Consider the following 20,620-nt stretch of genomic DNA (forward strand, 5'->3'; position numbering starts at 1 on the left):
TCAGCCTTTCTGGCCGATGCGCGATTCCGTACCTGCGCGGATCCGGCGAATATTGTCGCGGTGCCGCCAAAAGATCAGCAAGGTCAGGGCGATGCCCAGAAGCAGCATTTCCCCGTAGCCGAGGAAAATTAGCAAAAAGGTCGAGCTTGCCGCCGCCGCCAGTGCGGATAGGGATGAGATGCGCGAGAGCGCTGCCGTGGCCAGCCAGACCGCGCAGCAGGCCAGCCCGACCGGCCAAGCCAGCGCCAGCATGAGGCCCAGAAAGGTCGCCACACCCTTGCCGCCGCGAAAGCCCAGCCAGACCGGGTAGCAATGGCCGATCATCGCACCAAGCGCCGCCGCTTGCGCCGCATCTTCGCCCGCAAAGGCACGGGCCAGCAGCACCGCCACGGCCCCCTTGGCCCCGTCCAACAACAGCGTCAGCGCCGCCGCCTTCTTGTTGCCGGTGCGCAGCACGTTGGTCGCGCCGATGTTGCCCGATCCGATATCGCGCAGGTTGCCCAGCCCCATTAACCACGCCAGCAACATGCCAAAGGCGATAGAGCCGATGACATAGCCTGCCAGCGCCCAGAAAAGGATCAATTCGACGGAAGTCTCGAGTGGGGGCATCAATTCGCCTCGTAAACGCAGGAACCTGCTACATAAGTTGCCACGACCTTACCCTGCATCCGCATCCCGTCAAAGGGCGTGTTGCGGGATTTCGACCGCAGCGTCGCGCGGTCCAGCACGAAGGGCGCGTCGGGGTTGAACAGGACCATATCCGCAGGCGCCCCCACGGCAATCCGCCCGCCCGGCAGGCCGAGGCGTTTGGCTGGGTTCAGCGACAGCGCGCGCCAGAGCGTGGGCAGGTCCATCATCTCGGCATGGACCAGACGCATCGCGGCGGGCAGCAGCGTCTCCAGCCCCACCGCGCCGCTGGCGGCTTCCTCGAAGGGCAGGCGTTTGCTTTCTTCGTCCTGCGGGGTGTGCATGGAACAGATGATGTCGATCAGGCCGCTGGCCACGGCTTCGACCACGGCAAGGCGGTCTTCCTCATCGCGCAGCGGCGGCTTTACCTTGAAGAAGGTGCGATAGTCGGCCACGTCGAGGGCGTTCAGCGTTAGGTGGTGGATGCCCACGCCCGCGGTGATGTCGAGCCCGTTGCGCTTGGCGCGTTCCAGCGCGGGCAGGGCGCGGGCGGTGGTGATCTGGTCGGCGTGGTAGCGCGCGCCGGTCATCTCGATCAGTGCGATGTCGCGGTCCAGCCCCATCCGCTCAGCCATGGGCGAGACAGCAGGCAAGCCGCGCAATGAGGCGAATTTGCCCGAGGTGACGGTCGCCCCCTTGCTCAGCCCCGGATCCTGCGGGTGGGCGATGACCAGCGCGCCGAGGCTGCGGGCATATGTCAGCGCGCGGGAAAAGACCTTGGTATCCGTCACCACGCGGTCGCAATCGGTGAAGGCAGCGGCGCCAGCGTCCATCAGAAAGCCGATCTCGGTCATCTCGCGCCCTTCGCGGCCCTTGGTCAGCGCGGCCATGGGCACGACATTCACGGGGGCGGCTTCATTGGCGCGGCGGGTGACGAATTCGAGGGTCTCGGGGCTGTCGATGGCCGGATCGGTGTCGGGGCGCGTGACCATGGTGGTGACCCCGCCCGCCGCTGCCGCCAGCCCGGCAGAGCGGTAGCTTTCCTTGTGGCGCTCGCCCGGTTCGCAGACTTTCACGCCAATATCGACGATACCGGGGGCGATGATATGACCGCCGCAATCGACCAGTTCCGCACCCTCGGGCGCTGTGGCTCCATCGGTCAGCATCTCGGCAATCACCCCGTTGCGGACCAGAACCGCAGCAGGCTCAAGCGTGCCTGCCTGAGGGTCGAGAAGGCGCAGATTGGTGAAGAACTGGGTCATGGGCGGGCCTTTGATGCGATAGCGGATGCGCCGCTGTCATGCCCCAAATCGCCCCCCAAACCAAGCGGTCTTTTGGGCGGGTGCCCCCCGTTCTGACCGCTAGCCGCCAATCCAAATCATCAGCCCGACCACGCCGAAGGCCACCAGAAGGGCGACCATGGCGATACGGCCAGACATCTTGGGATCGTGTTCAGGTTCTTGCATGGGCCAGATGTAGCCCGCCAGCCCCGAGGGTGCCAGCGGTTTTCGCCTTAGGCCAGCAGCCACCAGATGATCAGCAGGATCAGCGCGACAACGGCCACGATCACCATCGTCTTGCCGCCACCGCCCTTGGCGGGCTCAGTTGGAGAGACCCGGGGGATGCCGGTGTAGGGCTGCGCGGCTTCGGCCTCCATCGCCTGCACGGGCGTGTCGGGGCCGCCTTCGGTATAGGTGCCTATATGGGTCAGCGCCGGGATTGGGGCCAGCTGCAACGATTGCCCGGCGAAAGCGCGGGAGTAGACGATCATCACCCAGCCATCGAGCGCGGCGAGCTTGCTGCGGTCCGTCTCGATCTGCTCGGGGTTCACGCCATTGCCGTCGCGCAGATAGCCCGCAAGCCCCAGTTGATCGAGGTCGGCCACCCGAAAGACCTCTGTATAGGCCGCGTCGATCAGCTCGACCCCGAGGGCTGCGGCCTGCGCGGTCTCATCATCCCGCATCGCCCGTGCCTCGGCATCCGAGAGCGAAAGGGCATAGACGCGAACCTTGCCAGCTTCTTGCGGGGCGACTTCTGTATGGGGCATGACGGCTTCCTTTGACTGTTCTCAGGAAAACGCCGCGCGGCCCTTCGGGGTTCCGGTCAGGCCGCGCCGGGTTGGGCAGCGATGTGGTTGCGCGCCAGCAGGTCCATCGCGGCCATGCGCACGGCGACGCCCATCTCGACCTGATCTTGAATGACGGAACGGTTGATGTCATCGGCCAAGGTGCCGTCAATCTCCACCCCGCGGTTCATCGGGCCGGGGTGCATGACGATGGCCTCGGGGCTGGCATGGGCAAGCTTTTCGGCGTCGAGCCCGTAGCGGTGGTAATACTCGCGCTCCGACGGGATAAAGCCGCCGTCCATCCGCTCTTTTTGAAGCCGCAGCATCATCACCACGTCGACACCTTCGAGCCCCTTTTTCATGTCGTCGAATACCTCGACGCCGAACTGGTCGATCTGGCTGGGCATCAAGGTCGGCGGGCCGACAAGGCGGATGCGGTTCTCCATCTTGCCCAAGAGCAGGATGTTCGACCGTGCCACGCGGCTGTGGGCGATGTCACCGCAGATCGCGATGCTGAGCCGGTGCAGCCGCCCCTTGGCGCGGCGGATCGTCAGCGCATCGAGCAGCGCCTGCGTGGGGTGTTCGTGCCGCCCGTCGCCCGCGTTGAGCACGGCGCAGTTCACCTTTTGGGCTAGCAGGTCCACCGCGCCGGATTGCGGGTGGCGCACCACCAGTAGATCGGGGTGCATGGCATTCAGCGTCATCGCCGTGTCGATCAGCGTCTCGCCCTTTTTGATCGAGCTTGCCTGCATCGCCATATTCATCACATCCGCGCCAAGGCGTTTGCCCGCGATCTCGAAACTCGCCTGCGTGCGGGTGGAGTTCTCAAAGAACATGTTGATCTGCGTCAGCCCGCGCAGCGCGTCGGAATGTTTGTTCGGCTGGCGGTTCCGGTCGGCATAGGTGTCGGCCAAATCTAGAAGGGTGGTAATGTCGGATTGCGAAAGCTGCTCGATGCCAAGCAGGTGGCGATGGGCGAATGACATGGTGGCGATCCCTTCTGCTGTTGCCGCCTTATAGGCGCGGGGGGCTTGGCGCGTAAAGCGCAGCGATAGGGCATTTCGCCTCTCGCCCACAGGGCGTAAGCTACGGGTCATGGAATCATTCGATTATCATCAGGCGGCAGAGATGCTGGCGTGGCAGGTCGAGCTTGGCGCGACCGAGGCGATCTGCGACGCGCCGGTCAACCGCTATGAGGTGCCCGCAAGCCCGCCCAAGGCCAGCGCCAAACTCGCCAAAGGGCCGCAGCCCCTGCAAGCCTCTGAGCAGCCCGATCCGGTGGCGCTGGCCCGGCGCGCCGCGCAGGGCGCGCAGAGCTTGGAAGAGCTTCGCGCCGCGATCCAAGGGTTCGATCATTGCGAGCTGCACAAGGGCGCGCGCAATCTGGTTTTCGCCGATGGGGTGCCCGGCGCGCCGCTGATGATCTTGGGCGAATCCCCCGACCGCGACGAAGACCGCGCGGGCAAGCCTTTCGTGGGGCGCGTGGGCCAGATGCTCGACCGGATGCTGGCGGCGATCGACATGGGGCGGGACCGCAATGTCTATCTGTCGAACATCCTGCCGTGGCGCACGCCGCAGGGGCGCGACCCGAAGCCTGATGAGATCGCGATGATGCGGCCCTTTGTGCAGCGTCACATCGAATTGGCCAAGCCCAGGGTGCTGGTGCTCTTTGGCAATTGGTCCTGCCAGTCGCTTTTGGAGAAACGCAGCATCATGCGTCTGCGCGGCAATTGGACCAAGGCCGCCGATCTTTCTTGCATGCCGATGGTGCATCCCGGCTATCTGCTGCGCAACCCCGAGGCCAAGCGCGAGGCTTGGGCCGATCTGCTCAGCGTTCAGGCCAAGCTGCGCGATGGTTGATGCGCTGACCCTTCTGGCCTTCGTGCCTGCCGCCCTGGCGCTGAACCTCACGCCGGGGGCGGATATGATGTTCTGCCTCGGGCAGGGGCTGCGCTCGGGCCCGCGGGCTGCATTGGCGGCGAGCGCGGGGATCTCGGCGGGCGTGCTGGTGCATGTGGCCTTGGCCGGGTTGGGGCTGGGCGCGGTCGTCGCGGCGCTGCCCTGGGCGCTGGACCTGATCCGCTGGCTCGGCGTAGCCTATCTGCTCTGGCTTGCGGTGCAAACCCTGCGACAGGCCGGCAAGCCGCGCGATACGGCGCCCGGAATGGGCGGTTGGCGCGCGTTCAACACCGGTTTCGCCGTCAATCTGACAAACCCCAAGGTGATCCTTTTCGTGCTGGCCTTCTTGCCGCAATTCGTGGTGCCCGAGGCTGGGCCGGTCCTGGCGCAGTTCCTGACCTTTGGGGCGGTGCTGGCTCTGGGCGGCTTCGTCATCAACGGCGCGGTGGGTGTCTTTGCCGCCGGGATCGGGCGGCGGTTGGCGGGCGGCGGGCGGCTGCTGGGCTGGATCAGCAGCGGTATTTTCGTGGCACTGGCCGCGCGTTTGGCAATGATGGAGCGGACATGAGCAGGATCGACGACAGCCGGGCGTTCATCCCCGTGAGAATCGCCGTGCTGACCGTCTCGGACAGCCGCAGCTTGGCCGAGGACCGCTCGGGCGACGTGTTGGTCGCGCGGATCGAAGCGGCGGGCCATCTGCTGGCCGCGCGCGAGATCGTGACCGACGACCGCCCCGCCATCGCAGCGCTTCTGCGCGACTGGTGTGCGGACCCTGAGATTGACGTGGTGATCAGCACTGGAGGCACCGGCCTCACCGGGCGCGATGTGACAGTCGAAGCGCACCGCGATGTCTATGAGAAAGAGATCGACGCCTTCGGCACGGTCTTTACCATGATCTCGATGGAGAAGATCGGCACCAGTGCGGTGCAAAGCCGCGCCACGGGCGGCGTGGCGCAGGGGACGTATCTGTTCGCGCTGCCGGGCAGCCCGGGCGCCTGTAAAGATGCGTGGGACGGGATCCTTCTGAAACAATTGGACTACCGCCACATGCCCTGCAACTTCGTTGAGATCATGCCCCGGCTGGACGAGCATCAGCGCCGCAAGTAGCGCGGGGGTTTAGCCCGAGGTACAGCCCGTCACCTCGACCGCGTGGTTCTTGCCAATCACCGTGATCCGAATGGCGGAACGGTCGAGCGCCAGCGCGGTGCCATTCTCGGCGATCATCTCACCGCTGGCGACAAGCGTATGGCCCGACCGCTGGCTCACGGTCTCGCTCATCCACATGTTGGGATTGCCGGGTTCGATCACCACGGTTTCCTTACCCCCGGCAGAGGGCAGGGAAAGCCGGGTTTTGATCTCCAGCCCCCGGGCGGTGGGGCGCAGGCTGCAATGAGCACTGTTCAGTCCGGCCTCGGCCCCGGAATAGGGGCGTGCGGCAAAGGCGGCGGCGATGGCCGGGGTGGGCTTGCTCTCGCGGGTGTCGAGCAGGGCGCGCAGGTGGATGGTCTGGGGCAGGCAGATGTCGCTGCAGACGCCAAGGTCGATGCTGGTGTCCAACGTCACCGGGGCACCGGGGCGGCGCGGGGTGATGGTCAGCGGCAGGATCACCTCGCGGGCATAGCCGATGGAGTTCACCCCGCCTTGGTCAAAGACCTTGGGCGCGGGCCATGTGATCTGCACATCGCGCAGGTTGTCCGAGCCGGACCAGTCGAACTCCGGCGGGATCCCCGCATCCCCGGGGCTGCGCCAATAGGTCTTCCAGCCCGGCGCCATACGCAGCCGGATCGCTGCCACCCGCCGCCCGTCGCTTTGTTGCCAACCGGTGAGCAGTTCGCCCTGCAAGGGCGTGCCGACAGCATTCTGCGCCGCGACGGGCAGGGCGAGGGCGAGACAGGAGAGAACGGCGGAGAAGAGGCGCGATATATTCATGCGGACTTGATGCGGTATCCATCCGCGCCTGCCAAGTCACATTTGTATCATCCATGTTTCGCCGATGCGGCGGAGGCTGGGGCGCCTCTCTTGTTTTGTGGGGCGCAAGCGGCCATGTTCAAAGAAAGGTTACCTTCAGGAGGTGGGCGTTGACGGGGCAGACGATGGAACTGACGGGCCAGCTGCTGGTCGCGATGCCGGGCATGGGCGATCCGCGTTTCGCCCATTCGGTGATCTATCTTTCGGCGCATTCCGAACAGGGGGCGATGGGATTGATCGTGAACAAACCCGCCCCGGAACTGCGCCTGTCGGATGTGCTGGATCAGCTGGTTGAAGACCCGCCGCCGCAGGCCAAATCGCTGGCCGTGCACTTCGGCGGGCCGGTCGAGACCGGGCGCGGCTTTGTGTTGCATTCGGACGAATACCGATCGGCCATTGAGACGCTGCGCGTGGGCGATGGCATCGCCCTGACCACCACCCGCGACATCCTCGAAGACATCGCCACCGGCAAAGGCCCGGCGCAGGCGCAGTTGATGCTGGGCTATGCGGGCTGGGGGCCGGGGCAGTTGGAGGGCGAGATCGCCCAGAACGGATGGCTGACCTGCGAAGCCTCGCCCGAGGTGATTTTCGACCTGCCGGATGCCGAGAAATGGGGCGCGGCGCTCAAGTCACTGGGGATCGACCCTTTGGGGCTGTCGGCCTCAGCCGGGCACGCCTAACGCGGTGCTGCGGCGCGGGCCAATCGGTCATTGATCGCGCGGCCCAGCCCGTGATCGGGGATCGGGGCCACGGCAATGGTCTGGCCGGTCGCGTCCAACTGGTGCAGGTGGTCGAACAGTTTCGCCGCAGCCTCGGTCAGATCGCCGGAGGGGGAGAGGTTGAGGTCGCAGATCATCTCGCCAAACCCGAGCAGCACTTCACCCGGCCCCGCCGTTCGCGCATTCAGCCGCACCGCCGCGCCGGGCGCGTAATGCGAGGCGAGCTGCCCCGGCGCGATGATCTCGGCCCCATCGACAACCTCTAGCCTCTGGCCAAGCGCGGCCTCGATCGCCTCGCTCGGCAGACCGCCTGCGCGCAGCAGGGCAGGGCGGGGGCCGGTCAGGCCGATGATCGTGCTTTCCAACCCAACGGGGCAGGCACCGTCGTCCAGCACCGCTGCGATCTTACCGTCGAGGCCCGCCCGCACATGATCCGCCGTGGTCGCGCTGATCTTGCCCGAGGGGTTGGCCGAGGGCGCGGCGACCGGCCCACCGAGCGCTTGCAAGACCTGCCGCATGGCGGGGTGGGCGGGCACCCGCACCGCAAGGCTCGGCAGCCCCGCCGCCACCAGCGACGACAGCCCGCTGTCCGGTTTCACCGGCAGGACCAGCGTCAGCGCGCCGGGCCAAAAAGCCTGCGCCAGCCGGTCGGCGTCCTCGGTCCATTTCACGTAGCGTTTGGCGGTGTCGATATCCGGCAGATGCACGATCAGCGGGTTGAAACTGGGCCGCCCCTTGGCGGCGTAGATGCCCGCGACAGCCTCGCCATTGCGGGCATCCGCGCCAAGGCCATAGACCGTCTCGGTCGGCAGGGCGACGAGCGCGCCGTCTTGCAGCAGGCGCGCCGCGCGACTGATGCCTTGCGGCGTGGCGGTCAGGGTCTCGATCGGCTGGGTCATCGGGTGTTTCGGCCTGTCGGATCATGCAGCATCCCGTGACGCCGCGTTTGGGTTGCGGGGGGCGGCCGGGCATTTCATGCTGGCGGCAACATAAACCAGCCTTTATCAGGGCCATGTCAGGCTTGCCAGAACAAGCGCGCCTTTCAGGAGGATATGATATGCCGTACCGCGCCGCCGTGGATGACTACCGTTTTCTGATTGAGGACGTGTTGGATTTCGCAACGCTTCGCAACACCGAGCGTTTCGCTGAGGCCAGTGAAGACGTCACCGGCGCGATCCTGTCAGAGGCCGGACGGCTTTGCGATGACGTGTTGGCGCCGCTGCAACGGGGCGGGGATCTGCACCCTGCAAAGCTGGAGAACGGCGTCCTGCGCACCTCTCCCGGCTTTGCCGAAGGTTTCGCCGCGATTGCCGAGGGCGGCTGGATCGGCATGTCGGCGGACCCGGAATACGGCGGCATGGGCCTGCCGATGACCCTGACCAGCGCGGTCAACGAGATGATGAGCGGCGCTTGCCTGTCGCTGCAACTCGCCCCCCTGATGAGCCAAGGCCAGATCGAAGCGTTGGAGCACCACGCGAGCGACGCGATCAAGGAATTGTACCTGCCCAAGCTGATCTCGGGCGAATGGACCGGCACGATGAACCTGACCGAGCCGCAGGCAGGGTCGGACGTAGGCGCGCTCAGCAGCCGGGCAGAGGACAATGGCGACGGGACTTATGCGGTCTCTGGTCAGAAGATCTACATCTCTTGGGGCGACAATGATTTCGCGGGCAATGTCTGCCACCTTGTCCTAGCGCGCCTGCCGGGGGCGCCCGCGGGGACCAAGGGGATCAGCCTTTTCCTCGTGCCGAAGTTCATCCCTGATGAGAATGGCGCGCCGGGCCAGCGCAATGGCGTGAATGTGGTCAGCCTTGAGCATAAGATGGGCCTGCACGGATCGCCCACCGCGGTCATGCAATATGACAAGGCCACCGGCTGGCTGGTGGGCCGCGAAGGTGGCGGCATGGCGGCGATGTTCACCATGATGAACAACGCCCGCCTTGGTGTCGGCGAACAGGGCATCGGCGCGGCTGAAGGCGCCTATCAACTGGCGCTGGACTATGCGCTGGAGCGCAAGCAGGGCCGCTCTCCCGTTGAAGGCGGCACCGGCACCATCGTGGATCACGCCGACGTGCGCCGGATGCTTCTGAGCATGAAGGCCGATATCTTTGCCTCCCGCGCGATCGCGCTGAGCTGTGCCTATGCCAGCGACATGGCGCGCGCCGGGCAGGGCGACGAATGGGCGGCCCGGGCGGCGTTCCTCACGCCAATCACCAAGGCATTCGGCACCGACGTGGGCATCGGCGTCGCCGAGATGGGCGTGCAGGTGCATGGCGGCATGGGCTTTATCGAAGAAACCGGCGCGGCGCAGTTCAGCCGCGACGTGCGTGTCACGGCGATCTACGAGGGCACCAACGGCATTCAGGCGATGGACCTTGTGGGCCGCAAGATGATGGACGGCGGAGAGGCGGCGAACCGGCTCTTGGATGAGATCGAAGCCCATGCGGAATCCGCCCGCGGCCCTTTCCCGCGCATGGCCGATGCGGTCTGGCAGGCCAGTGAGACCCTGCGCGAGGCGACCGAGTGGATGACCGCGCAGAAAGACATGAACGCGCGTTTCGCCGGTGCCGTGCCCTATCTGCGCGCCTTCGCCCGTGTGCTGGGCGGGCATCTGCATCTGCAAGCTGCCATGGCCGAGAAGGCCGCCGGCGCGGGCGATGCGCGGGCCAAGCTGGCGCGGTTCTATATCCAACGTCTCTTGCCCGAGCATCAGGGTCTGCTGGCCCATGCGCAGGCCGGGGCAGAAGACCTCTATGCGCTCGATGTCGAAGACCTGAGAAGCTGATGACAGAACAGGCCACCCTCTCCGCCGCTTCGCCAAAAACGCTCAAGGGGCTGCGCTATCCTTGGGAGGTGCCGCCCGCCGAGGGGGAGGCGATAGAGGTGGCGCCGGGGGTGCTTTGGTTCCGCCTGCCGCTGCCGATGAAGCTGGATCACGTCAATGTCTATGCCTTGGACGAGGGCGATAGCTGGACGGTGATCGACACGGGCTTCGCCTCGCGCCGGGCCAAGGAGATTTGGCGCGGGCTGATTGCAGGGCCGCTTGGCGGCAAGCCGATTGCGCGCGTGGTCGTCACCCATCACCACCCCGATCACATCGGCCTTGCCGGATGGTTGCAGAGCGAGTTCGGGGCGGAACTGGTCACCACGCGCACCGCGTGGTTGACCGCGCGGATGCTGACGCTCGATGTCCAAGAGGTGCCGGTCGCCGAAGCCCTTGCGTTCTACCGCAAGGCGGGGATGGCCTCGGCGCTCTATGACAAACGCGCCAGCGAGCGGCCGTTCAATTTCGCCGATGTGGTGGCCCCGCTGCCGCTGGGGTTCACCCGCCTCCGGCAGGGCGATGTGATCCGCATGGGCGGGCGCGATTGGGAGGTGCATGTCGGCAATGGCCACGCCCCCGAACATGCGACCTTTTGGAGCCGCGACGACAATCTGGTGATCGCGGGGGATCAGATCCTCCCCTCAATCAGCCCCAATATCGGCGTCTACCCGACCGAGCCGATGGCCGACCCCATCGGCGAGTGGCTGGAGGCTTGCGAGCGTTTTCTGCCCTTGGCGCGAGAGGATCATCTGGTGCTGGGCGGCCACAAACTGCCATTCACCGGGCTGCCGACGCGGCTGAAACAGTTGATCGAAAACCACCACAGCGCCCTGCGCAGGCTTCTGGCCCATATCGACACGCCGAAATCGGCCTCGGAATGTTTCGCGCCGCTGTTCAAACGCAATATCGGTGAGGCGGAATATGGCCTCGCGCTGGTTGAAGCCGTCGCTCATCTGAGCCACCTTTACCAAGCCGGAGAGGCCACGCGCACCTTGCGCGCGGCGGATGGCGCATGGGTGTATCAGCGCAAGGGGTGAGCGATGGGCGATGAGGTGAAGACGGCAGCCGAGGCCTATGAGGCTGCGGCATTACCGCGCATGCATGAGGTGCACACGGGCGCGGATCAGCCCAAGTCGGGCGATCAACCCCTGCCCAAATCGGTGACCGGCAAGCCGGTTAAACAGAAATCCCCCGCCCAATGGGCCTATGAGCGGGTCGTGCTCTACCTCAAGAATTTCGAGGAAAAGCTCGACAACGATCATGAGGCGGCGATCGGCTTTGCCGGGGGCGACGCCGGGGTGCTGCGGATCGAAGGCATGGGGTATTTCGACCCCGATATCATCACCTTCTACGGCGTCGATCCGGCAGGGGCGCGGGCGCAATTGGTGCAGCATGTGGGGCAGTTGAACGTGATGCTGCGGGCCTTGCCGAAAAAGGTGCCGGATGCCGCGCCGCAACGGATCGGCTTTCGCTTGGTCGCCGATCTGGAAGACGGCGAAAGCTGAGAGACTCTATAACGTGCGGGGGAGTGTAAGATTCCCCTTTAGCGCGTAGTTCCGCGCAAAGCTAGTATGGTTTTCTGCGCATGATCCCCCCGTGACAGGGTGATGCGAATAGGGTAATCAGCGCCAACAAATTGTCTTAGGGAGACGAAAATGGCTGAACATGAACACGGCAGCATGAATTACGAAGCGCAGAAAAAGACCTTTGACGGGTTCATGACCTTCGTGACACGCAGCACCGTCGTCATCCTCGTGATTCTTGTTCTGTTGGCAATCTTTGCCGGTTGATCATGTCCTATCCCTGGGCGAGAGGGTAATGGTTTGAAGACTCTCTTGGCGTCGATTGCGCTAGTTGGCGTTCTGGCTGGCTGTTCGGTGGATCAAAGCCCCGATAGCCCGCCCGAGGTTGTGGCGCGTGCAGCCTACCGCGCGCCCGAGCCGCCGTCCCTCACATTGATGACCATGGTGAACAACCGCACCGGCAGCGGCGGCCATAGCGCGCTGATGGTGAATGGCTCGCAACGGGTGATCTTTGACCCCGCCGGATCGTTTCGGGATGCGCGGATGGCCGAGCGGGGCGATGTGCTCTACGGGGTGACGCCCGCGTGGTTGCAGGCCTATAAATCGGCTCATGCGCGCAGCACCTTTCATGTGGTCAGTCAGGAAATCCCCGTGAGCCCCGAGGTGGCCGAACGCGCGCTTGAACTGGTGACCGCCAATGGCGCGGTGCCCGGTGCCTTTTGCGCCAATGCCACCAGCGGCATTCTCAGCCAGTTGCCGGGGTTTCAAAGCGTCGGGTCGACCTTCTATCCCGTCAAGCTGCAAGAGCGGTTCGAGGCCCTGCCGGGCGTCACCACGACGAAATATTACGAAGACGATGAGGGCGATGTGATCGACGCCCTGCGCGCGGCGCAACTGGCCCGACAGTAGCGCCCGCGCTTACCCCACCAGATAGAGCATTCCATAAAGCGCCGCGGCCCCTGACAGGATCGCGGCGAGGACGTTCTTGGTCACCAGCCCCACGCCCAATGTCACCGCCGCCGCGGTGACGCGCGGCAGGTCGAATTGCCCCCCGGTGGCCGAAGGCCAGATCACCTGCGGTGCCACCAACGCGGGCAGAATCGCCACGGCAGTATAGCGCAGATGCCGCAAGAGCCATGCGGGCATCTGTTTGTTGCCAACCAAGCCGGTAAAGACAAAGCGCAGGAAAAAGCTGCCCAGCCCGAGGCCGATGATCACGACCCAAAGTGCGGTTCTATCGATCATCATGCCGTGCTCCCCGGTTTGCGTCGTTCCATCCACGCCTCGACCTGCGCGCCGGTAATCATGCCCGCGAGCCCCGCGATGATCAGCCCAAGCGCATAGGGCACCTCGACGGCGAAAAGGCTCACAACGACCGCGACCATCGCCGCCGCCACATGGGCCAGCGTGCGGAACATCGGCGCGATCATGGCCAGAAAGGTGATCGGAATGGCGAAGTCCAGCGCCCAGCTATCCGGCACGCTGGCTCCCACCATCGCGCCGATCAGCGTGAAGATATACCAAAGCGGCACCACCGGCGTCACGGTCCCAAAGAAATAGGCCATCCGCTGCGGCACCGTCATCTCAGGGTCGCGCTCATATTGCGTCATCGCGGCGACATAGGATTGGTCGACCGTCATATAGGCCGCCAGCGCCCGCTGCCACAGCGGCGCGCCGCCAATCCACGGGGTGAGAGAGGCCGAATACATCGCCATGCGCAGGTTCACCGCCAGCGCCGAGGCCAGCACGATGGCCGTGGGCACGTCTTCTCGCAGCAGTTGCAGCGCCGTGAACTGCGCGGCCCCGGCAATCACCACGATCGAAAAGGTCAGCGTTTCGAACACGTTCAACCCGGCCTCGGTGGCCAAAAGGCCAAACAGCGAGGCGAAGGGGATGATCACCAGCACAAAGGGCAGCGCATCGACGATCCCTTTGCGATAGGCGGATTTGGTGGTGGTGATGGCCATGGCGAACTCTTAAATATAATGTCAAAGGCTTAGACCTAACCGCAGGGGGATACAATTGGCCCAAGACAATGAACTTAGCAATTATCTGATCGCCCCGGATCCGACTGCTGTTCGGCTGACGCGCAGCGTCTCTGGCGTGGACCACACCGGGGCCGAGGTTGCGATCAACGTGGTCGAAGAGCGCCCCCTGACGATATTCCTCAACCGGCAAGAGATCGTGACCGCCATGACCATCGGCGATTACCCGGCCTATCTGGCGCTTGGCTTTCTGCGCAACCAGGGAATGCTGCGCCCGGACGAAGAGATCACCGGCGTCGATTACGACGAAGAGCTCGAAACTGTCGTCGTCCGGACCAAACGGGCCACCGATTACGAAGACAAGATGCAGCGCAAGACCCGCACCAGCGGCTGCGCCGTGGGCACGGTCTTTGGCGATATGATGGAGGGGCTGGCGGAGGTGAGCCTGCCCGAGACGCCGGTGCGCACATCGGACCTCTACGCGCTGGCGGCCAAGATCAACCGCACGCCGAGCCTCTATCTGGAGGCGGGCGCGATCCACGGCACGGTGCTTTGTCAAGGCGACCGGCCCTTGGTCTATATGGAGGATGTGGGCCGTCACAACGCGGTTGACAAAATCGCGGGCTGGATGCTTTCCGAAGGGGTCGGGGCCGAGGATAAGGTGCTCTATACCACGGGGCGGCTGACCTCTGAGATGGTGATCAAGACGGCGATGATGGGCATTCCGGTGCTGGCGTCCCGCTCGGGCTTTACCGCTTGGGGGGTGGAGATCGCCCAGCAGGTGAACCTGACCCTGATCGGGCGGATGCGCGGGCAGCGCTTTACCTGTCTGGCCGGGGAGGGGCGGCTGATCCGCGATGCGGATCCGGCCAGCGTGGCCGAGGAGCCGCGCAAAAGCGGGCGCAAGGGCGCGAAGGATTGACCACATGAAACAACCACTTGGCGTCATTCTGGCGGGCGGGCAGGCGACCCGTATGGGCGGCGGCGACAAGGGGCTGCTGCCGCTGGGGCAGGGCACGCTTCTGTCCTCGGTAATCGACCGGCTGGAGCCGCAGGTCGCGGGGCTGGCGCTTAATGCCAATGGCGATGCAGCGCGGTTTGCCGACCTCGGCCTGCCGGTGCTGGCCGATAGTATCGAAGGCTTCGCCGGACCGCTGGCGGGGGTGCTCGCCGGGCTGGACTGGGCCGCCGAACAGGGGGCCGAGAGCATCGTGACCGCTGCCGCTGATACGCCTTTCTTCCCCTGCGATCTGGTGCCGCGTCTGTTGCTGGCCGCCGATGATATGGCCCATCCGCTGGCCTTGGCCGCCACGCCGGATGCCAAACGCGGCACGGCGCGGCATCCGACCTTTGGCCTCTGGCCCGTGGCGCTGCGCGACGATCTGCGCAGCGCTTTGGCGGGCGGGCTGCGCAAGGTGGTGCTCTGGACGGAACGCCACGACGGGCGCGAGGCGCTCTTCCCCGATGAGGCGGCCTTCTTCAACGTGAACACGCCCGGGGATCTGGCGAAAGCAGAGGCGATGGTATGAGGGTTTACGGCATTGTCGGTTGGAAGAACGCGGGCAAGACCGGGCTGATGGAGCGGCTGGTCTCCGAGATCACGGGCCGTGGGTTCACCGTCTCCACCGTCAAACACGCGCATCACACATTCGACGTGGACCACCCCGGCAAGGACAGCCACCGCCACCGCATCGCGGGCGCGCGGGAGGTGCTCTTGGCCTCGGGCGCGCGTTTTGCCCTGATGCATGAGTTGCGCGGGTCCGATGAGCCGCCGCTGGAGGCGCATCTGGCGCGGCTCTCGCCCGTCGATCTGGTGCTGATCGAAGGCTACAAACGCGACGGCCATCCGAAGGTCGAAGCCCATCGGGCCGAGACCGGAAACCCGCTGATCGCGCCGGATGATCCGACCGTGCGGGCGCTGGCCAGCGATGTGCCGCTTGAGGTGGATCGGCCCGTTTTCGATCTGAACGACACCGCCGCCATTGCCGATTTCATCCTGCGCGACGTGGGGCTGATCGCCACTCCGGCGGCCCCCGCCACACCCGCGCCGCCGCCCCTGCGCAACGATTGTTTCGCCCTGCCGCCCGGCGTGCATTGGACCCCGGTGCATGAAGCGCTGGACCTGCTGCATGCGCGGCTTCACGCGGTGACAGAGGCCGAGCCTTGCCCCGCCGCCGATGCCGGGGGCCGCATCTTGGCCGAAGATGTGGCCGCCATCCGCGCCAACCCGCCGCTGCCCAACACGGCGGTCGATGGCTATGGCTTTGCCGGGGGCCGGGGCGATGGCCTGCACGAAATGCCGCTGGTGCCGGGCCGCGCGGCGGCGGGCGACCGCCCCGGTGCGGTGCCTGCGGGCCAAGCGATCCGCGTGCTGACCGGCGCGGCGCTGCCCGAAGGTGTCGATACCGTCATCTTGCAAGAGGATGTGACCGCCGAGGGGGGCGTGCTGCGCTTTCACGGGCCGGTCAAACAGGGGGCCAACACCCGCAAGGCCGGGGAGGATGTGCAGGCGGGCGACGTGATCCTCGCCGCGGGCACGCGCATCGGTCCGGCGGAACTGGCGCTTCTGGCCGCCGCCGGTGTGGCGGAGGTGTCTTTGCGCAAAAGGCTCAAGGTCGGTGTGATTTCGACCGGCGATGAATTGGTCGAAATGGGCGATACGGCCCGCGACGGGCAGATTTACGACGTCAACCGCCCGATGCTGCTGCAACTCGCCACCGACTTTGGCCATGAGGCGGTGGATCTGGGCCGCGTGGCCGACGACCGCGCCGCGCTGCGCGCGCGGCTTGATGCGGCGGCGGGGCAGGTCGATGTAGTCCTCACCAGTGGCGGCGCATCGGCGGGGGACGAAGACCACGTCTCGGCCCTGTTGACCGAAGCGGGGGCGATGCAGCTTTGGCGGATCGCGGTGAAGCCGGGCCGGCCCTTGGCGCTTGGGATGTGGCAGGGCGTGCCGGTCTTCGGCCTGCCGGGCAATCCGGTGGCGGCGATGGTCTGTTCGCTGATCTTCGCGCGGCCCGCCATGGCGCTTTTGGCCGGAGGAGGCTGGCAAGAGCCGCAGGGGTTCGACGTGCCTGCCGCCTTCGAGAAACGCAAAAAGGCCGGGCGGCGGGAATACCTGCGCGCGCGGATGCGCGATGGCCGGGCCGAGGTCTTTGCCTCCGAAGGATCGGGGCGCATCAGCGGGCTCAGCTGGGCCGAAGGGCTGGTCGAATTGGACGAGGCCGCCCGCGACATCACGCCGGGCGATCCCGTTCGGTTCATTCCTTACGGCAGTTTTACCGGCTAGGCCCGCGCGTCAATCGAAGGTGCCCGCGCAGCGGCCCAGCAGCATAAAGGCGCGGGCGGTGCGGGTGTCGGCCAGCATCGAGATTTCCTCATCCGTGGCCTGTTTCTCGAACTCCGCAAAGGTCCGATCGAAGCGGCGCAGGAAGTGATGCGCGGCATCGCGGAAGATCGGGTCTTGCCGCATCCGCGCATTGGCCAGCGCCAGCGACGAGCGATCCCGAATGCCCCCCAAAGGCGCGATGGTCCGGCCCCGCGCACCGCTGGCGAACTGCCGCCAGACCTCGGGGCGGGCGCGGTCGGGGCGCAGGTCGTCCATATAGATGCCGTCTTGGCTGAGCAGGGTCAGCACATCCTGCGCGGCCTGCACAAGCTGCGCGGCGGAGCGGTCTTTCAGCGCACGGCGCAGGGCGTCGAAACCCGCCTGATCCTCCGCCGTTTCGGGGAAGTTGAGCGCACGGGTGAAATCCTCGGCAGAGAGCGGCTGCGCGCTGTCGCCCGCCTGCGTGCCAAGGGCCAGCGCCGGCTGGTCTTCGGCGGCGGGCGGTGTGGGCGCGGGGGCCGGATCGACGGCACGCGACGGCGCATCGCGGCCCTGAAGCCCGGCCAGCGCGATCTCGGTCTTGCGGGCGCTGGCGGCGAGTTCATCGAGCTTGCGCGCAATGCTGCCTTCGCCCGCCGGTTTGTTGCCCTGCTGTTGCGAGATATAGGAGTGCCGGATCGTGTCGATCGCGGCTTGCAGACGTTGGCTTTCCTCACGCATGACCCGCCCGGCGCGGGCGGCCGTGGCCCCGACCCAGATCATCGCGACGGGCATGATCACCACCAGCAGGATCAACAGCCCGCGCAGCCCGCTGTCGGGCGTGCTTTCGGGCACTTCTGCGGCGATGAAGGTGAAATAGATCGCCGTTCCAAGCAGCCACAGCGCCGAAAGCGCGCCTGCGATGATCCCGACCTCGGTGATGCTATTGGCCCTGGGCCGGTCGTAGATGCCCATCGGCGTGGGCCGTGCCGCGCCGGTCCCGCCGCGCGGGGCGCGGGGGGCTTGTTCTGGGGATGCGGAAACGTCGGGCTCTGCCATGTCAGCCTTCCCGGTCAAGCGTAGACGATCTTGAGAACCTCATAGGATTTCTGCCCGCCGGGGGTGCGCACCTCGACGGAATCACCCTCGTCCTTACCGATCAGCGCGCGCGCGATGGGGGATTTGATGTTCAAAAGACCCTTTTCGATATTGGCCTCATATTCGCCAACGATCTGATAGGTTTTCTCTTCGTCCGTGTCCTCATCGACGAGCGTCACCGTGGCTCCGAATTTGATCGAGCCCGACAGTTTCTTGGGGTCGATCACATCGGCGAGCGAGATCACGCCCTCAAGCTCCTTGATGCGGCCTTCGATGAAAGACTGTTTTTCCTTGGCGGAATGATACTCGGCGTTTTCCGACAGGTCACCATGTTCGCGCGCCTCGGCGATGGCCTTGATGATGGCGGGGCGTTCAACCGACTTGAGGTGCTTAAGTTCGACTTCGAGCGCGGTGTGACCATCGCGGGTCATCGGAATTTTTTCCATGGCGGTGTGCCTACATAATGAGGGCCGCACCCGGGTTTTCGCCGGGGGGCGGCCAATTGCGTGTTAACTTGGCAGATACCTGACCCAAACTGCCGGCCAATTGCAAGGGGCTAACGGCTCCGAGATCGGCGGTTGACTGCCGTCAATAAGGTCTCGTTTTCGCCGTGCGGGCCGCGGCGGCTGGGTGGTGAAACCGGGCCTCGCCGCGCTATCTCGAAGGGGGGACGAACCGGCGACCTGATAGGTCGCGCGTCATGTTATGTCGTGGAGCCCACGTTTTGCGCAATAAACGCAGGGTCGCGATTGCATTGCGCGCGGCGGTGGTTTAGCCAAATCCAAACCGAATTTGCCGTGAGGGAGCACCAAAATGGCCGAGATTGAACGCGAAGCGATGGAATATGACGTTGTGATCGTCGGCGCCGGGCCTGCTGGCCTGTCGGCTGCGATCCGGCTCAAGCAGTTGGACGCCGATTGCAATGTTGTGGTGCTGGAAAAGGGCTCCGAAGTGGGCGCGCATATCCTGTCGGGCGCGGTGCTCGACCCCTGCGGGCTGGACGCGCTGATCCCCGATTGGAAGGAAAAAGGCGCGCCGCTGAACGTGCCGGTGAAGGAAGACAACTTTTATCTGTTGGGCGAGGCGGGCAAGCTGCGCATCCCCGAGTTTCCGATGCCCCCGCTGATGAAGAACCACGGCAACTACATCGTGTCGATGGGCAATGTCTGCCGTTGGATGGCCGAACAGGCCGAAGAACTGGGCGTCGAGATTTTCCCCGGCATGGCCTGCTCCGAACTCGTCTTTGGCGAGAATGGCGAAGTCAAAGGCGTTGTCGCCGGTGAGATGGGCAAAAATGCCGACGGCACCCCCGGGCCGAGCTATGAGCCGGGGATGGAGCTGCACGGCAAATATGTCTTCCTCTCCGAAGGCGTGCGCGGCAGCCTGAGCAAGCAGGTCATCGCGAAATACGGGCTGGATGAGGGCAAAGAGCCGCAGAAATACGGCCTTGGCATGAAAGAGATCTGGGAGATCGACCCCGCCAAGCACCGCGAGGGCACCGTCACTCACACGATGGGCTGGCCGCTCAACAGCAACGCAGGCGGCGGGTCGTTCATCTATCACCTTGAGAACAATCAGGTTTACGTCGGCTTCGTCGTCCACCTCGGCTACAAGAACCCGCATGTTTTCCCTTACATGGAATTCCAGCGCTTCAAGCATCACCCGATGGTGGCCGAACTGCTTAAAGGCGGCAAACGCGTGGCCTATGGCGCACGGGCAATCACCGAGGGCGGCTATCAGTCGATGCCCAAGATGGTGGCCCCCGGTGTCGCGCTGCTGGGCTGTTCGGTGGGCATGGTCAACGTCCCTCGCATCAAGGGCAACCACAACGCCATGCTCTCGGGCAAGGCGGCGGCAGAGGCGGCCTATGCCGCGATCCAAGCGGGTCGGGGCGGTGATGAGCTGACCGAGTATGAAGCCGATGTGCGCGAAGGGCCGATCGCGACGGACCTCAAGAAAGTGCGCAACGTCAAGCCGCTGTGGTCGAAATACGGGCTCACCGCGTCGCTGGCACTTGGTGGGTTCGACATGTGGACCAACACGCTCGGCTTCTCGCTCTTGGGCACGCTGAGCCATGGCAAATCGGACGCCGAGGCGACCGAGCCTGCGGATAAGCACAAAAAGATCGACTACCCCAAGCCCGACGGCAAGCTCAGCTTTGACCGTCTGACCAATGTGGCCTTCTCCTTTACCAACCACGAGGAAAGCCAGCCTGCGCACCTCAAGCTGAAAGACCCGAGCATTCCGGTCGAGGTGAACCTGCCGAAATACGCCGGCCCCTCGGCCCGCTATTGCCCGGCGGGGGTTTACGAGTTCGTCGAGGATGACAAAACCGGCGAGACGCGGTTCCAGATCAACTTCCAGAACTGCGTACATTGCAAGACCTGCGACATCAAAGACCCGACGCAGAACATCGTCTGGACCACCCCGCAGGGCGGCGACGGGCCGAACTACCCGAATATGTGAGCCGTCGCCAAAGGGCACAGTCACAGGACCGGCACGCGCAGGCGTGTCGGTCTTTTTCGTTTTTTCGGCGAAATCCTGTCGGCCAGGGGCGACATCTCCGCCCCGCCATTGCGCCCCGGCACGAAGATGATAGCCTGCA

Annotated in this window: 23 protein-coding genes; 13 read left to right on the forward strand and 10 right to left on the reverse strand. The window is 65.2% G+C overall.

Annotated features, from left to right (window positions below):
- From plsY to ACGYLC_RS04770, 4 genes are all read right to left on the reverse strand, one after another.
- A complete protein-coding gene (gene plsY / locus ACGYLC_RS04755) occupies positions 1 to 609 on the reverse strand; it encodes a glycerol-3-phosphate 1-O-acyltransferase PlsY (protein WP_394421947.1) in 609 nt (202 codons plus the stop codon).
- Positions 609 to 1,889 carry a dihydroorotase gene (gene pyrC, locus ACGYLC_RS04760; RefSeq protein ID WP_394421948.1) on the reverse strand — a complete coding sequence of 427 codons (1,281 nt, stop codon included), beginning with the start codon at positions 1,887 to 1,889 and terminating at the stop codon, positions 609 to 611. The genes plsY and pyrC overlap by 1 nt, the downstream gene beginning before the upstream one ends.
- A 251-nt stretch (positions 1,890 to 2,140) precedes the next feature.
- The gene (locus ACGYLC_RS04765; RefSeq protein WP_394421950.1) at positions 2,141 to 2,674 is read right to left on the reverse strand and encodes a hypothetical protein; all 534 of its coding nucleotides are present in this window, start codon (positions 2,672 to 2,674) and stop codon (positions 2,141 to 2,143) included.
- A gap of 56 nt (positions 2,675 to 2,730) precedes the next feature.
- On the reverse strand, positions 2,731 to 3,678 hold the full coding sequence (locus ACGYLC_RS04770) for an aspartate carbamoyltransferase catalytic subunit (protein ID WP_322328326.1): 948 nt from the start codon (positions 3,676 to 3,678) through the stop codon (positions 2,731 to 2,733).
- A gap of 109 nt (positions 3,679 to 3,787) precedes the next feature.
- On the opposite strand from ACGYLC_RS04770, the gene ACGYLC_RS04775 reads away from it, so the two are divergent.
- From ACGYLC_RS04775 to moaB, 3 genes are read left to right on the forward strand one after another with little or no spacing between them, the layout of a single operon-like run.
- Positions 3,788 to 4,552, forward strand: coding sequence for a uracil-DNA glycosylase family protein (locus ACGYLC_RS04775; RefSeq protein ID WP_394421951.1), 765 nt, complete (start codon positions 3,788 to 3,790; stop codon positions 4,550 to 4,552).
- The gene (locus ACGYLC_RS04780; RefSeq protein ID WP_394401890.1) at positions 4,545 to 5,159 is read left to right on the forward strand and encodes a LysE family translocator; all 615 of its coding nucleotides are present in this window, start codon (positions 4,545 to 4,547) and stop codon (positions 5,157 to 5,159) included. Before ACGYLC_RS04775 ends, ACGYLC_RS04780 begins: the two co-directional genes overlap by 8 nt.
- Positions 5,156 to 5,698 (forward strand): molybdenum cofactor biosynthesis protein B, encoded by a 543-nt coding sequence (moaB, locus tag ACGYLC_RS04785; RefSeq protein ID WP_394421953.1) that lies wholly within the window; start codon positions 5,156 to 5,158, stop codon positions 5,696 to 5,698. Before ACGYLC_RS04780 ends, moaB begins: the two co-directional genes overlap by 4 nt.
- A gap of 9 nt (positions 5,699 to 5,707) precedes the next feature.
- Here the strand turns inward: moaB and ACGYLC_RS04790 are convergent, their stop codons facing one another.
- The gene (locus ACGYLC_RS04790) at positions 5,708 to 6,520 is read right to left on the reverse strand and encodes a protein-disulfide reductase DsbD domain-containing protein (protein ID WP_394421954.1); all 813 of its coding nucleotides are present in this window, start codon (positions 6,518 to 6,520) and stop codon (positions 5,708 to 5,710) included.
- Positions 6,521 to 6,684: 164 nt separating this feature from the next.
- On the opposite strand from ACGYLC_RS04790, the gene ACGYLC_RS04795 reads away from it, so the two are divergent.
- On the forward strand, positions 6,685 to 7,239 hold the full coding sequence (locus ACGYLC_RS04795) for a YqgE/AlgH family protein (RefSeq protein ID WP_394422246.1): 555 nt from the start codon (positions 6,685 to 6,687) through the stop codon (positions 7,237 to 7,239).
- On the opposite strand, the gene ACGYLC_RS04800 is transcribed toward ACGYLC_RS04795, so the two are convergent.
- Positions 7,236 to 8,177: an L-threonylcarbamoyladenylate synthase gene (locus ACGYLC_RS04800; RefSeq protein ID WP_394421956.1), complete on the reverse strand. Its 942-nt coding sequence runs from the start codon at positions 8,175 to 8,177 to the stop codon at positions 7,236 to 7,238. The genes ACGYLC_RS04795 and ACGYLC_RS04800 overlap by 4 nt on opposite strands.
- Positions 8,178 to 8,335: 158 nt before the next feature.
- Here ACGYLC_RS04800 and ACGYLC_RS04805 point away from each other — a divergent pair, with 158 nt between their 5' ends.
- From ACGYLC_RS04805 to ACGYLC_RS04825, 5 genes are all read left to right on the forward strand, one after another.
- Positions 8,336 to 10,063: an acyl-CoA dehydrogenase gene (locus ACGYLC_RS04805; RefSeq protein ID WP_394421957.1), complete on the forward strand. Its 1,728-nt coding sequence runs from the start codon at positions 8,336 to 8,338 to the stop codon at positions 10,061 to 10,063.
- Positions 10,063 to 11,139: an MBL fold metallo-hydrolase gene (locus ACGYLC_RS04810; protein ID WP_394421959.1), complete on the forward strand. Its 1,077-nt coding sequence runs from the start codon at positions 10,063 to 10,065 to the stop codon at positions 11,137 to 11,139. Before ACGYLC_RS04805 ends, ACGYLC_RS04810 begins: the two co-directional genes overlap by 1 nt.
- Before the next feature lie 3 nt (positions 11,140 to 11,142).
- The gene (locus ACGYLC_RS04815; RefSeq protein ID WP_394401877.1) at positions 11,143 to 11,607 is read left to right on the forward strand and encodes a DUF6173 family protein; all 465 of its coding nucleotides are present in this window, start codon (positions 11,143 to 11,145) and stop codon (positions 11,605 to 11,607) included.
- Between the two features lie 150 nt (positions 11,608 to 11,757).
- The gene (locus ACGYLC_RS04820) at positions 11,758 to 11,892 is read left to right on the forward strand and encodes an aa3-type cytochrome c oxidase subunit IV (RefSeq protein WP_394401875.1); all 135 of its coding nucleotides are present in this window, start codon (positions 11,758 to 11,760) and stop codon (positions 11,890 to 11,892) included.
- 33 nt (positions 11,893 to 11,925) lie between these two features.
- The gene (locus ACGYLC_RS04825) at positions 11,926 to 12,534 is read left to right on the forward strand and encodes a hypothetical protein (RefSeq protein ID WP_394421961.1); all 609 of its coding nucleotides are present in this window, start codon (positions 11,926 to 11,928) and stop codon (positions 12,532 to 12,534) included.
- A gap of 9 nt (positions 12,535 to 12,543) precedes the next feature.
- Here the strand turns inward: ACGYLC_RS04825 and ACGYLC_RS04830 are convergent, their stop codons facing one another.
- Entirely contained in the window at positions 12,544 to 12,870 is a 327-nt protein-coding gene (locus ACGYLC_RS04830) for an AzlD domain-containing protein (RefSeq protein ID WP_067265610.1), read from the reverse strand.
- Positions 12,870 to 13,592 carry an AzlC family ABC transporter permease gene (locus tag ACGYLC_RS04835; protein ID WP_394421963.1) on the reverse strand — a complete coding sequence of 241 codons (723 nt, stop codon included), beginning with the start codon at positions 13,590 to 13,592 and terminating at the stop codon, positions 12,870 to 12,872. The genes ACGYLC_RS04830 and ACGYLC_RS04835 overlap by 1 nt, the downstream gene beginning before the upstream one ends.
- 55 nt (positions 13,593 to 13,647) lie before the next feature.
- Here ACGYLC_RS04835 and ACGYLC_RS04840 point away from each other — a divergent pair, with 55 nt between their 5' ends.
- Genes ACGYLC_RS04840 through ACGYLC_RS04850 form a run of 3 tightly spaced genes read left to right on the forward strand, consistent with a single transcriptional unit; the run spans position 13,648 to position 16,899 of the window.
- The gene (locus ACGYLC_RS04840; protein ID WP_394421965.1) at positions 13,648 to 14,532 is read left to right on the forward strand and encodes a formate dehydrogenase accessory sulfurtransferase FdhD; all 885 of its coding nucleotides are present in this window, start codon (positions 13,648 to 13,650) and stop codon (positions 14,530 to 14,532) included.
- Between the two features lie 4 nt (positions 14,533 to 14,536).
- Complete coding sequence (gene mobA / locus ACGYLC_RS04845; RefSeq protein WP_394401866.1) at positions 14,537 to 15,139, forward strand: molybdenum cofactor guanylyltransferase MobA; 603 nt, start codon at positions 14,537 to 14,539, stop codon at positions 15,137 to 15,139.
- Positions 15,136 to 16,899, forward strand: a complete 1,764-nt coding sequence (locus ACGYLC_RS04850; protein WP_394421967.1) for a bifunctional molybdopterin-guanine dinucleotide biosynthesis adaptor protein MobB/molybdopterin molybdotransferase MoeA — start codon at positions 15,136 to 15,138, stop codon at positions 16,897 to 16,899. Before mobA ends, ACGYLC_RS04850 begins: the two co-directional genes overlap by 4 nt.
- Before the next feature lie 9 nt (positions 16,900 to 16,908).
- On the opposite strand, the gene ACGYLC_RS04855 is transcribed toward ACGYLC_RS04850, so the two are convergent.
- Complete coding sequence (locus ACGYLC_RS04855) at positions 16,909 to 17,976, reverse strand: hypothetical protein (RefSeq protein ID WP_394421969.1); 1,068 nt, start codon at positions 17,974 to 17,976, stop codon at positions 16,909 to 16,911.
- Positions 17,977 to 17,990: 14 nt separating this feature from the next.
- Positions 17,991 to 18,461: a transcription elongation factor GreA gene (greA, locus tag ACGYLC_RS04860; protein WP_342852196.1), complete on the reverse strand. Its 471-nt coding sequence runs from the start codon at positions 18,459 to 18,461 to the stop codon at positions 17,991 to 17,993.
- Positions 18,462 to 18,828: 367 nt separating this feature from the next.
- On the opposite strand from greA, the gene ACGYLC_RS04865 reads away from it, so the two are divergent.
- Positions 18,829 to 20,481, forward strand: a complete 1,653-nt coding sequence (locus tag ACGYLC_RS04865) for a 4Fe-4S dicluster domain-containing protein (RefSeq protein WP_394421971.1) — start codon at positions 18,829 to 18,831, stop codon at positions 20,479 to 20,481.
- Positions 20,482 to 20,620: the final 139 nt, after the last annotated feature.

It is taken from the genome of Sulfitobacter sp. 1A12157, assembly GCF_043557345.1.
Taxonomy (GTDB): domain Bacteria; phylum Pseudomonadota; class Alphaproteobacteria; order Rhodobacterales; family Rhodobacteraceae; genus Sulfitobacter.